This window comes from Acinetobacter sp. PW68 (assembly GCF_020982655.1).
Lineage (GTDB): Bacteria > Pseudomonadota > Gammaproteobacteria > Pseudomonadales > Moraxellaceae > Acinetobacter > Acinetobacter towneri_A.
In genome coordinates, this window is sequence record NZ_JAHZSX010000001.1 from 671,570 (window position 1) to 684,574 (window position 13,005).

Annotated in this window: 10 protein-coding genes; 8 read left to right on the plus strand and 2 right to left on the minus strand. The window is 41.4% G+C overall.

Annotated elements, in window-relative coordinates:
- Window positions 1-205 precede the first annotated feature (205 nt).
- Entirely contained in the window at window positions 206-772 is a 567-nt protein-coding gene (locus K1T76_RS03155; RefSeq protein WP_121533679.1) for an IS630 family transposase, read from the minus strand.
- Entirely contained in the window at window positions 762-1,217 is a 456-nt protein-coding gene (locus K1T76_RS03160; protein ID WP_004973749.1) for a helix-turn-helix domain-containing protein, read from the minus strand. Before K1T76_RS03160 ends, K1T76_RS03155 begins: the two co-directional genes overlap by 11 nt.
- Window positions 1,218-1,834: 617 nt before the next feature.
- Between K1T76_RS03160 and sdhC the strand changes: the two genes are divergently transcribed.
- From sdhC to sucC, 8 genes are all read left to right on the plus strand, one after another.
- Window positions 1,835-2,233 (plus strand): succinate dehydrogenase, cytochrome b556 subunit, encoded by a 399-nt coding sequence (sdhC, locus tag K1T76_RS03165; RefSeq protein WP_026438062.1) that lies wholly within the window; start codon window positions 1,835-1,837, stop codon window positions 2,231-2,233.
- Window positions 2,233-2,598 (plus strand): succinate dehydrogenase, hydrophobic membrane anchor protein, encoded by a 366-nt coding sequence (gene sdhD / locus K1T76_RS03170; RefSeq protein WP_230244056.1) that lies wholly within the window; start codon window positions 2,233-2,235, stop codon window positions 2,596-2,598. Before sdhC ends, sdhD begins: the two co-directional genes overlap by 1 nt.
- 12 nt (window positions 2,599-2,610) lie before the next feature.
- Complete coding sequence (locus K1T76_RS03175; RefSeq protein WP_004972199.1) at window positions 2,611-4,509, plus strand: FAD-binding protein; 1,899 nt, start codon at window positions 2,611-2,613, stop codon at window positions 4,507-4,509.
- A gap of 14 nt (window positions 4,510-4,523) precedes the next feature.
- Entirely contained in the window at window positions 4,524-5,234 is a 711-nt protein-coding gene (locus K1T76_RS03180) for a succinate dehydrogenase iron-sulfur subunit (protein WP_026438061.1), read from the plus strand.
- Between the two features lie 874 nt (window positions 5,235-6,108).
- A complete protein-coding gene (locus tag K1T76_RS03185) occupies window positions 6,109-8,931 on the plus strand; it encodes a 2-oxoglutarate dehydrogenase E1 component (protein ID WP_070153974.1) in 2,823 nt (940 codons plus the stop codon).
- Between the two features lie 16 nt (window positions 8,932-8,947).
- Window positions 8,948-10,162 (plus strand): 2-oxoglutarate dehydrogenase complex dihydrolipoyllysine-residue succinyltransferase, encoded by a 1,215-nt coding sequence (odhB, locus tag K1T76_RS03190; protein ID WP_019836782.1) that lies wholly within the window; start codon window positions 8,948-8,950, stop codon window positions 10,160-10,162.
- A gap of 60 nt (window positions 10,163-10,222) precedes the next feature.
- Window positions 10,223-11,656, plus strand: coding sequence for a dihydrolipoyl dehydrogenase (gene lpdA / locus K1T76_RS03195; protein WP_004972188.1), 1,434 nt, complete (start codon window positions 10,223-10,225; stop codon window positions 11,654-11,656).
- Between the two features lie 174 nt (window positions 11,657-11,830).
- Window positions 11,831-12,997 carry an ADP-forming succinate--CoA ligase subunit beta gene (gene sucC, locus K1T76_RS03200; protein WP_019836779.1) on the plus strand — a complete coding sequence of 389 codons (1,167 nt, stop codon included), beginning with the start codon at window positions 11,831-11,833 and terminating at the stop codon, window positions 12,995-12,997.
- Window positions 12,998-13,005: the final 8 nt, after the last annotated feature.

The window sequence follows — 13,005 nt, forward strand, 5'->3', positions numbered from 1 at the left end:
ATAACTTACATGTTGTTATATACACGGTAGGATTGTCAGATTGGTTGGAATAGGCAGTGAGTCTGGTATTTAAATTCGATATTGATTGATCAAAAAATGACTGATTGAACTCCATAAAATAGTCATAACACATTATATTTTGAGTAGGAAATGATGAAATCTTTGTGAGTAAAGCGCGTTTTTTGTCTAAAAAGATAAGCTGTCATTAAAAAGTAAACATGTATTCTTTTCCGAATTGGTTTGATACTCTCTCCACCCATTGCTCTATTTTATCAGCTGTCATGACTTGAAAATCTCGCCAATAATATTTCATCTGCTTCCATACCATCTCGATTCGATTTAACTCAGGGCTATAAGCTGGAATAAAATACAAATTCGTCGAAAAGTTACTTTTAAGTAGCTCTCTGTAATCAGCCATCTTTTTACTTCTATGAATCGAGGCATTATCAACAATAAGAACCAATGGAAGGTTATAAGTCTGTTTTACTTGTTGAGCTATTCCAGTTAAATAGGCATAAAACCAAGTGCTTGTAACTGACTCTTGTAAACAACTTGTCACCAGTTTCCCCGTTGAAAGCAAACACCCCATGACATTAACTCGTTTTAATCTTATTGCATCAACCGCATGAACATCACCTATCTTTGTCCACGCATAGCGGTTATCAGGTGTAGATGAAAACCCTGTTTCATCAACATAACCTAATATAATTTCACCACGTGCCGCTTGCTCTCGTAATTTTTCAATCTGCTGTGTTGCTTGTTCAAATGCAATCGGATCTCTTTTTTTTCAAGCTATGACGGGTACGCTTGAAGACCATACCTGAATCTCGTAAAAACTTACGAATGGTTTCAACAGACACGGACACTTCGTATTCTTCATGTAGTTTGACTCGGATTTGTTCTGCATTGAGTGGACTTGTATTGACCCAATCTAGGATTTTCGCCTGATAGTCTGAGATCAATGTATTGGGCCGACCTGAGCGATGACCTTCTTTAATCGATTCAAACTCATACAATTCCCAACGTCGGCGTTGTAGCCTTATGGTTTCTGGGATGCGTTCTTGTAGAGTGGCAACTTCCGCAACACTTTTACCTTCAGAAAGCCAGAGAATAGTTTGGGCACGTTGTCTTTCACGCCAATGTTTTGCATGCTTGGCCAGAAAAATGAGTCGTTCTCGCTGTTCTAAACTAAGTGGTACAGAAACAATTCGAGGCATGTGTGAACATCTGTTAACTAAAAAAACTTTTTCGCATGATTAGTTATTTTTGTCAACTTATAAAAAATACTGGATAAGTTATTCATTCACATGGTGATTATTATTTAAAAATTTATTTAGCTAAGGTGTTTTGAGTAAAGATAAAATGAATAATAGATGGATGTCTGGGGCTAGATGAACGTATTTGTTGTCGTTGTAAATGGCAGCAAGAATAGGACTGTATACATATATACTGCTACTTAATATTATCTAAGTATTTATAGGATAGTAAAACCTCAAAGCATATTATAAAAACAAAGAGTAAATTTAACTTTAGTCTAAATATTTTAAAAGTGCTTAATGCTCTACATATAATTTGTACTTTAATAATTGACTTAAAAAACATGGGTTTATGTTTTTATATTGTTATAAGTTGCAGGTAGCTCTCCTATATAATTGTTAATGATTCTTATTTAAAGATTTTTTTAGCCAAAAAGCCGAGTTGAGTTGTTTGTATTTTGACAGTTGACGTTTTATAATTCAGTGTCGTTTTAAGGTTGGGCATGTATTTGCCTGACTATGCCAGCTTTCCTTCGAATTTATTCCAACAAACTCCGGATGGAGTTTTTACTTACAGGATGCCCGCTGTGAAAAGCAACAGACCTGTCAATTTGTCCATGGGTCAAGTTTTAGAAGTAAACTTAAAATCACCCGTGGCTATTGCATCAATTCTACACCGTCTTTCTGGTGTCATCGTATTTTTACTCGTACCGGTACTTTTATGGTTGTTAGACAAGTCTTTGTCTTCACCTGAAGGTTTTGCTCAAGTTCAAGAAATTTTTAACGGTTTCTTTGTGCGCTTTATCGTATGGGTATTTGTAGCCGGCTTAATCTATCACTTCATTGCTGGTGTTAAGCATTTACTTGCTGACCTTGGTTTTGCAGAAGAACTGCAAAGTGGTCGCATTGCAGCTACTATTTCATTGATCTTGTCTGCTATCGGTATCGTTGCAGCATTTGTATGGATTGTAATCTAATGAAAAGTGCTACAGGTTTAACGGGGTCAGGTTCTCGCGATTGGTTTGTCCAACGTATTAGTGCTGTTGTTCTTGCTGTTTATACCGTTGTGGTATTTGGTTGGATTCTTCTTAACGGTGGATTCAACTTTGAACAGTGGTACGGCTTTATGATGACATTACCAATGAAGATTATGTCTTTATTGGCAGTCTTATCTCTTGTTGCACATGCTTGGATCGGTATGTGGCAAGTATTCACTGACTATGTGACTACTCGCCAAATGGGTCCTTCAGCTTCAGGTTTACGCCTAGTGCTGACTTCAGCAGTGATTATTGCTGTTTTTGCATACGCAATCTGGGCAATCCAGATTTTCTGGGCGAATTGATAGGAAAATATCATGGGCGCGATTAACCCTAAAGAAGATTATACAAATATTCCACACCAATTCTTTGACGCAGTCATCGTTGGTGGTGGTGGTTCAGGTATGCGTGCATCTTACCAACTTGCTCAAGCAGGTTTGAAAGTTGCGGTATTGACCAAAGTATTCCCTACACGTTCACACACTGTTGCAGCGCAGGGTGGTATTGGTGCATCTCTTGGTAACATGCAAGAAGATAACTGGCACTACCACTTTTACGACACGGTAAAAGGTTCTGACTGGTTGGGCGACCAAGACGCGATTGAATTCATGACGCGTGAAGCGCCGCAAGTGGTTTATGAATTAGAACACTTGGGTATGCCATTTGACCGTAACGCAGACGGTACAATTTACCAACGTCCATTCGGTGGTCACTCTGCAAACTACGGTGAAAAAGCAGTTCCACGTGCATGTGCTGCAGCTGACCGTACAGGTCACGCACTTCTTCACACGCTTTATCAAAGCAACGTGAAAATGGGCACTCAATTCTTCGTAGAATGGATCGCTCTTGATTTGATCCGTAACGAAGCTGGCGATGTACTAGGTGTGACTGCAATTGACCAAGAAACAGGTAAAATCGCAGTATTCCAAGCGAAAGCGACATTGTTTGCTACAGGTGGTGCAGGTCGTGTGTACCGTGCATCTACAAACGCATATATCAACACTGGTGACGGTCTTGGTATGGCTGCGCGTGCAGGTATTCCATTACAAGATATGGAATTCTGGCAGTTCCACCCAACAGGTGTTGCGGGCGCGGGCGTATTGTTAACGGAAGGCTGTCGTGGTGAGGGTGGTATCCTTCGTAACGATTCTGGCGAGCCGTTCATGGAGCGTTATGCACCAACTTTGAAAGACTTGGCGCCACGTGACTTCGTATCACGTTCTATGGACCAAGAAATTAAAGAAGGTCGTGGTTGTGGTCCAAACAAAGACTACATCTTGCTTGATATGACGCACTTAGGTGCAGACACAATCATGAAGCGTCTTCCATCTGTATTTGAGATAGGTAAGAAATTCGCGAACGTTGACTGTACTAAAGAGCCAATTCCTGTTGTGCCTACAATCCATTACCAAATGGGTGGTATTCCAACCAATATTCATGGTCAAGTGGTTGTTCCAGAAAGCCGTGAAACTCAAGAGCTGGTTGCGAACTACAATGCAGAAACTGATACATATACAACCAACGCGGGTGACCGTGACTTTGCTAAACCAGTAAAAGGTTTCTATGCAATTGGTGAGTGTTCATGTGTATCTGTACACGGTGCAAACCGTTTAGGTACAAACTCATTGCTTGACTTGGTTGTATTTGGTAAGGCTGCTGGTCAACACATCATTGAGTATGTGACTAAGCAACATGATGGTGAGTACGAACCACTTCCAACAACTGTACTTGAAAATACTGTGAACCGTATTCGTAAACTTGACGAATCGACTTCAGGTGAAAACGCTCAAGAAGTTGCTGATGCAATTCGTAACATCGTTCAAGACCACGCAGGTGTATTCCGTACTTCAGCATTGCTTGATGAAGGTGTGAAACAAATTCTTGCGCTTGAGCCACGTGTTCGCAACATTCATTTGAAAGACAAATCTAAAGTATTCAACACTGCACGTGTAGAAGCATTAGAAGTTGAAAACTTGTATGAAGTTGCTAAAGCGACACTGATCTCAGCTGCTGCACGTAAAGAATGTCGTGGTGCGCATACGGTTGTAGACTTTGAGTTACCACCAGATCACCCAACTTATTCTTATGGTCGTCGTGATGATGAGTGGATGAAGCATACTTTATGGTTCTCTACAGATAACCGTCTTGAGTACAAACCAGTACGTTACAAGCCGCTTACTGTAGCTGCTATTCCACCTAAACCGCGTACATTCTAATTGGGAGAAGTAAGATGAGTAGAGGTACTCGTACATTTAATATCTACCGCTACGATCCTGATAAGGATAAAGCACCGTACATGCAAACTTTTAAGCTTGAATTGACTGATAAGCACCGTATGTTGCTTGATGCACTTCTTGAATTGAAAGTACAAGACGAATCTTTGACATTCCGTCGTTCATGTCGTGAAGGTATTTGTGGTTCTGATGGTGTAAACATCAATGGTAAAAACGGTTTAGCATGTCTTTGGAACCTAAACGATTTACCAGAAGTGATCACAATTCGTCCGCTTCCAGGTCTTCCTGTAATTAAAGACTTGGTTGTAGACATGAATCAGTTCTACGATCAGTACAACAAGATTCATCCGTTCTTGATCAACAACCAACCTGCGCCTCCAAAAGAGCGTTTACAATCTCAAGAAGATCGTGAACATCTTGATGGTTTGTATGAATGTATTCTTTGTGCATGTTGTTCAACTTCATGCCCATCATTCTGGTGGAACCCTGACAAGTTCTTGGGTCCTTCAGCTTTGTTAAATGCATATCGTTTTATTATCGATTCGCGTGATACCGCAACTCAAGAGCGTTTGGCTCGTCTTGACGACCCATTCTCTTTGTTCCGTTGTAAAGGCATCATGAACTGTGTATCTGTATGTCCTAAAGGCTTGAATCCAACTAAAGCAATCGGTCACATCCGTAACATGCTTCTAGATATGGCTGGATAATTGACTGCGTGATCAGTTGAGAAAAGCACACCTAAGGGTGTGCTTTTTTTTGCAAAATTACTGTAAAAGTCGTGTGATAAGTTGCTTGTTTTTGATGAGTGCGTAAATAAAAAAGAGTAAAAAGTGTGATTCGAAATGAAAATTCGATATTTTTAAGAATAATTGGTGGGTTAATAGACAAAAATGGCTTTTAGCCGACTAAAGTTGCACAGAATTGTAATCCAGTGCTGCTATTTTTTTGTAATGCATGGGTAAATGCTAAGTTTAGCTGCAATATTTATTTATAGATGTTATCATATAACGTGTAAGTGAGAGGGCAGATTGAGAGATGTGCTCTCTTTTATTTTATCTGAAATAGCGGTGTTGGACTTTGGTCTAAATTGCATCTGTTTTTTAAATAAAGCACCATATGTTAGATGAAAATAGAATCAATGTATTTCGCCAATTTATAGGAGGTATGTGTCAAAAAAATCAATTGTATTTCCGAGATCATGTTACGATTAATAAATAACTACATTTGAAAAATGTTGAATTTTTATACATTTTATCAACATTTTAAGTGCAAATGATGTGTTATTAAATCAGGACTATTGCAGAAAAGTCGTATTAGAAAAGCTAAGACTGAGCACTTATTTTTTCTAAAACGATTTTGCAAAAAATTGCTCGGCTTAGGTCGAGTATATAAGTGAGTGATGATGCCAGTGAGGGCGTTATGATTCATAAATGACATTGGGTTTTCCTAATGTAGTGATAACGCCTCATGACTTATGTCGATTGGGGGCTAATGTCATGTTACCAATTTGACATTATCAATCATGGGTTTGCTTAAAAAGCATCCTGGAAAATGTTTTTGCAATAGGAAATGGGTCCACAAATGCAAGAAGTTGCTGACGCACTGCGTCTTGACACTGAACTTTCCGCTGATAGTGCAGCGTATATTGAAGAACTTTACGAGCATTATTTAACGTCACCGGAATCAGTCGGTGCTGATTGGCGCGAATATTTCGATAAATTCCCGAAGGGTGATCAACCACACAGTAATGTACGTGAGCAATTCCTTTTATTAGGTCGTAATTCTAATCGCGTTCAAGCGATTGTTCAGGGTTCAGTGAGTTCTGAACATGAACAACGTCAAATTGGCGTGTTGCAACTGATTGCTGCTTATCGTAACCGTGGTCACCAAAAAGCAAAATTAGATCCACTAGGTTTGGCAAAACGTGAAGACGTGCCTGATCTTGATCTTGCTGCGCATGGCTTAACTAAGTCCGATTTAGATACTGTTTTCCATACAGGTAATTTAGAAATTGGCAAATCTCAAGCCACATTGGGCGAAATGGTTGAAGCCATGGACGCCATCTACTGCGGTTCAATCGGTGCAGAATACATGCACATTGTTGATACCAAAGAAAAACGCTGGATTCAACAACGCTTAGAACGTGCGCGTGGTAAGTTCACATTTACTGCAGATCAAAAGAAACACGTTCTTGAACGTTTAACTGCCGCTGAAGGCCTAGAAAAATTTCTAGGTAATAAATACGTTGGTGCGAAACGCTTTGGTGTAGAGGGTGGTGAATCATTTATCCCGATGGTCAATGAAATCATTCAACGTGCAGGTACTGTTGGATGTAAAGAAGTCGTGATTGGTATGCCACACCGTGGTCGTTTAAACCTGCTTGTGAACATTATGGGTAAAAACCCAGCAGACTTGTTTGGTGAGTTCGAAGGTAAGAGCTTGCACAAAAAAGGTTCAGGTGACGTAAAATATCACCAAGGTTTCTCATCGAACGTGATGACTCCAGGTGGTGAAGTGCACTTGGCGCTTGCATTTAACCCATCGCACTTAGAAATTGTTGGACCTGTGGTTGAAGGTTCTGTACGTGCGCGTCAAGTACGTCGTAAAGACATTGGTGGTGATGATGTATTGCCATTAATCGTTCACGGTGATGCAGCATTTGCAGGTCAAGGTGTTAACCAAGAAACCTTCCAAATGTCACAAACTCGCGGTTATACCGTAGGTGGTACAGTTCACATTGTGATTAACAACCAAGTTGGTTTCACAACATCTGACCCACGTGACGCACGTTCTACTGAATACTGTACTGACATTGCAAAAATGATTCAGGCGCCAATTTTCCACGTGAATGGCGATGATCCTGAAGCAGTGATTTTTGTATCTCAATTGGCACACGATTTCCGTCATACATTCCGTAAAGACGTTGTGATTGATTTGTTCTGCTACCGTCGTCGTGGTCACAACGAAGCGGATGAGCCTGCAGCAACTCAGCCAATGATGTATCAAGTGATTAACAAAAAGGCCACTACACGTACTTTGTATGCTGACCAATTGGTACAAGAAGGTGTGTTGGATCGCGCAGCAGCAGATCAAATGATTGAAGATTACCGTGCAGATTTAGAAGCGGGTAATCACGTTGCGAACGCATTGGTACTTGAGCCAAATACCAAAATGTTTGTAGATTGGTCGCCATACTTAGGTCACGACTATACAGACGATTGGGATACAACTTTCCCAATCGAGCGTTTGAAAGAACTTGGTCAAACCATGCGTAAACTTCCAGAAGGTTTCGTGATGCAGCGCCAAGTTGCTAAAGTGATTGATGATCGCTTGAAAATGCAAACAGGTGAAATGCCACTGAACTGGGGTGCAGCTGAAACTTTAGCTTACGCAACTTTGTTGGATGATGGTTACCTTGTTCGTTTGACTGGTGAAGACGTTGGTCGTGGTACTTTCTCACATCGTCATGCAAAACTGCATAACCAAGTCGATGGTAAAACTTATATTCCACTTTGCCACATCAAAGAGAACCAACCGCGTGTTGCAATCTATGACTCATTATTGTCTGAAATGGCAGTATTGGCATTTGAATATGGTTATGCGACGACTCTTCCAAAGAGCCTGATTATTTGGGAAGCGCAATTCGGTGACTTCGCAAACTGTGCTCAAGTGGTAATCGACCAGTTCATTTCATCTGGCGAAACCAAGTGGGAGCGTGTGTGTGGTTTAACAATGCTTCTTCCACACGGCTTTGAAGGTCAAGGTCCTGAGCACTCATCTGCACGTTTAGAGCGTTTCTTGCAGCTTTGTGCGGAAGAGAACATGCAAGTGATGACACCAACCACACCTGCACAGATTTTCCACGCTTTACGTCGTCAAGCAATTCGTCCAATCCGTAAGCCAATGATCATCATGTCGCCGAAGTCTTTACTTCGTCACAAGTTAGCCGTGTCTAACCTTGATGAGCTTGCAACTGGTACATTCCAGACTGTGATTGATGAAATTGACAACATCAACAAAGCAGATGTGACTCGTCTAGTATTGTGTGGCGGTAAAGTGTATTACGACTTGCTTGAAAAACGTCGTGAATTAGAATTGAACAATACTGCAATTGTTCGTATTGAACAGTTGTACCCATATCCAGAACAACGTCTTGCTGAAGTTCTTGCTTCTTATCCAAACGTAAAAGAACTGGTTTGGACTCAAGAAGAACCGAAGAACCAAGGTGCTTGGTTATTCATCGCGCCACGATTATATGATGACGTAATGAAAACTGGTAAACAGATTCGCATTAGTTATGCGGGCCGTGAAGCATCTGCAGCACCAGCGTGTGGTTCACCATATTTGCATGCAAAACAACAAGCTCAGCTCATCAATGACGCGCTTGCGATCGTAGCTGAATAACAGGAGATTCGAAATAATGGCAACCGAAATTAAAGCACCGGTATTTCCAGAGTCAGTTGCAGACGGTACGATTGCAACTTGGCACAAACAACCTGGTGAAGCAGTTTCACGTGATGAAGTGATCTGTGATATTGAAACCGATAAAGTTGTTTTGGAAGTAGTCGCTCCTGCGGATGGCACAATCGTTGCAATCATCAAAAATGAAGGCGACACTGTTCTTTCAGACGAAGTAATTGCTCAATTTGAAGCGGGTGCTGGATCTGGCGCGGCTCAAACTCAAGCTGTTCAGTCTGAAGATCAAGTAGAGCAAGCTGCAGCGAAAACTGAAGCGGGCGCTGCGCCAGTTGTTGAGCGTGCACAACCTGTTGCTGACCAAGCACCAGCAGTACGTAAAGCATTGACTGAAACAGGTATCAATGCTGCAGACGTGTCTGGTACAGGTCGCGGTGGTCGTATCACTAAAGAAGATGTTGCAAATCATCAAGCTAAACCTGCTGCTGCAGCTGCGCCATTAAGCGTTGCGGTAGGTGAGCGTATCGAGAAACGTGTTCCTATGACACGTTTACGTAAACGCGTGGCAGAGCGTTTACTTGCAGCGACTCAAGAAACTGCAATGTTAACCACATTCAACGAAGTGAACATGAAGCCAATCATGGAAATGCGTGCACAATACAAAGACGCATTTGAAAAACGCCATGGTGCACGTTTAGGCTTTATGTCTTTCTTCGTAAAAGCAGCAACTGAAGCATTAAAACGCTACCCAGCAGTAAATGCTTCTATTGATGGCGATGACATCGTATATCACGGTTACTACGACATCGGTGTTGCGGTTTCTTCTGACCGTGGTTTAGTGGTTCCTGTATTACGTGATACAGACCGCATGAACTACGCTGAAGTAGAAAACGGTATTCGTGACTATGCTTATAAAGCACGTGACGGTAAGCTTGGTATTGAAGACATGACTGGCGGTACATTCACTATTACTAACGGTGGTACTTTCGGTTCATTGTTATCTACACCAATTCTAAACACGCCACAAACTGCTATTTTGGGAATGCACAAAATCCAAGAGCGTCCTATGGCGGTAAATGGTCAAGTTGAAATCTTGCCAATGATGTACTTAGCGCTTTCTTATGACCATCGTTTAATCGATGGTAAAGAAGCTGTAGGTTTCCTTGTAACAATCAAAGAATTGTTAGAAGAGCCAGCTAAACTCATCCTTGACCTTTAATTCTAAAGAATAAATCAGTGGGCTTGGAGCGATCCTCTAAGCCCATTTTTGGAGATAAAAATGTCTCAACAATTTGATCTTGTTGTTATTGGCGGTGGCCCAGGTGGTTATGAAGCGGCAATTCGTGCGGCTCAACTTGGCTTTAAAGTTGCGTGTATCGAAAAACGTATTCACAAAGGTAAACCATCTTTGGGTGGTACATGCTTAAACGTGGGCTGTATCCCATCTAAAGCATTACTTGATTCTTCACATCGTTATGAAGATACGGTTCATCACTTGGCTGATCATGGTATCACTACAGGTGAAGTACAGTTTGACCTTGCGAAGCTATTAGCACGTAAAGACAAAATCGTTGACCAATTAACTGGCGGTATTGATCAGTTATTAAAAGGTAACGGTGTTGAGTGGTTAAAAGGTACGGGTAAATTGCTTGCAGGTAAAAAAGTTGAGTTCGTTTCTCATGAAGGCGAAACTCAAGTTTTAGAGCCTAAGTATGTGATTCTTGCGACTGGTTCAGTTCCTGTAAATATTCCTGTTGCTCCTGTAGATCAAGACATTATTGTTGATTCTACTGGTGCATTAGAATTCCCAGAAGTGCCTAAGCGTTTAGGTGTGATTGGTGCAGGCGTAATTGGTCTTGAACTTGGTTCAGTATGGCGTCGTCTAGGTGCAGAAGTTGTTGTATTTGAAGCAATGGATGCATTCTTACCAATGGCTGACAAAGCTTTGGCAAAAGACTACCAAAAACTATTGACCAAGCAAGGTATGGATATCCGTATCGGTGCGAAAGTTTCAGGTACTGAAGTTAATGGTCGTGAAGTGACTGTTAAATATACCCAAGGCGGCGAAGACAAAGAACAAACTTTCGATAAATTGATCGTTTGTGTAGGTCGTCGTGCTTATGCTGAAGGTTTATTGGCAGATGACTGCGGTATTAAACTGACTGAACGTGGTTTGGTTGAAGTGAACGATTGGTGTGCAACTTCTGTTGAAGGTGTATATGCAATTGGTGACTTGGTACGTGGTCCAATGCTTGCACACAAAGCAATGGAAGAAGGCGTAATGGCAGTTGAGCGTATTCACGGTCATGCTGCACAAGTCAACTACGACACAATCATTTCAGTGATTTACACACACCCTGAAGCGGCGTGGGTTGGTTTAACTGAAGAGCAAGCGAAAGAAAAAGGCCACGAAGTGAAAACTGGTCAATTCGGTTTCGCGGTAAATGGTCGTGCTTTAGCTGCAGGCGAAGGTGCTGGTTTCGTGAAGTTTGTTGCAGATGCAAAAACAGATCGTTTATTGGGTATGCACGTGATTGGCCCTGCTGCGTCTGACATCGTTCACCAAGGTATGATTGCACTTGAATTTGTATCTTCAGTTGAAGATTTACAATTAATGACATTTGGTCACCCAACCTTCTCTGAAGTGGTGCATGAAGCCGCTTTAGCTGTAGATGGGCGTGCGATTCACGCGATTCAGCGTAAACGCAAATAAAACTAAAAAGAGCGGCTTAGGCCGCTCTTTTTGCATTTGATGGTTGTATTTATGGGAATAATCATCTAAAAGTAAAGAGCATAGGAAAAACACCACACAAGGAAAGCAATATTAAAACTCTGGTTTGATATTGGTGGTGATAACTGAATAAAAGAAGTAGTAAAAGGTTAGTCAATGAATCTACATGAGTATCAAGCAAAAGCGCTATTAAAAAAATATGGTATGCCAGTACAAGAAGGCATTTTGGCAACTACAGCCGTAGAAGCCGTGCAAGCTTTCGAGCAACTGGGCGGTAAATTTGCGGTGATGAAAGCTCAGGTGCATGCAGGTGGTCGCGGTAAAGCGGGCGGCGTGAAGGTCGTAAAATCTGCACAAGAAGCAGCAGACTATGCCAACCAAATTCTTGGAACACGTTTGGTCACCTATCAAACCGACGCCTATGGTCAGCCTGTAAATAGTATTTTAGTGGCTGAAGATGTTTATCCTGTAGAGCGCGAATTGTACTTAGGTGCTGTGGTAGATCGTTCAAGCCGTCGTGTCACCTTTATGGCATCTACCGAAGGTGGGGTTGAAATTGAAAAAGTCGCAGAAGAAACCCCTGAAAAAATTATTAAAGTAGAAGTCGATCCATTGGTGGGGTTATTGCCATTTCAGGCGCGAGAAGTTGCTTTCGCCTTAAAACTAAAAGATAGCCAAATCACTCAGTTTGTAAAAATTATGACTGCGGCTTATCAGGCATTTATTGATAATGATTTTGCATTGTTTGAAATTAATCCACTTTCAGTGCGCGAAAATGGTGAGATTTTATGTGTCGATGCTAAAGTCGGAATCGACTCTAATGCGTTGTACCGTTTACCTGAGGTATTGGCGCTGCGAGATAAGTCACAAGAAAATGAGCGTGAATTGCGTGCTTCAGAATTTGACCTGAACTATGTAGCTTTGGAAGGCAACATTGGCTGTATGGTCAATGGTGCGGGCTTGGCAATGGCAACGATGGATATTATTAAGTTGTATGGTGGCCAGCCTGCGAACTTCTTAGATGTAGGTGGTGGTGCAACCAAAGAGCGTGTGATTGAAGCCTTTAAAATTATTTTGGCAGATCACTCAGTCAAAGGCGTGTTAATCAATATTTTTGGTGGAATTGTACGTTGTGACATGATTGCAGAAGCAATTATTGCAGCGGTTCAAGAGGTAAATGTTACTGTGCCTGTGGTGGTTCGTTTAGAAGGAAACAACTCAGAGCTAGGTGCTAAATTACTAGATGAATCAGGATTAAAACTTATTTCTGCAAATGGCTTGTCCGATGCTGCAGAAAAAATTGTTGCTGCAGTGAAAGCTTAAGGAGAATC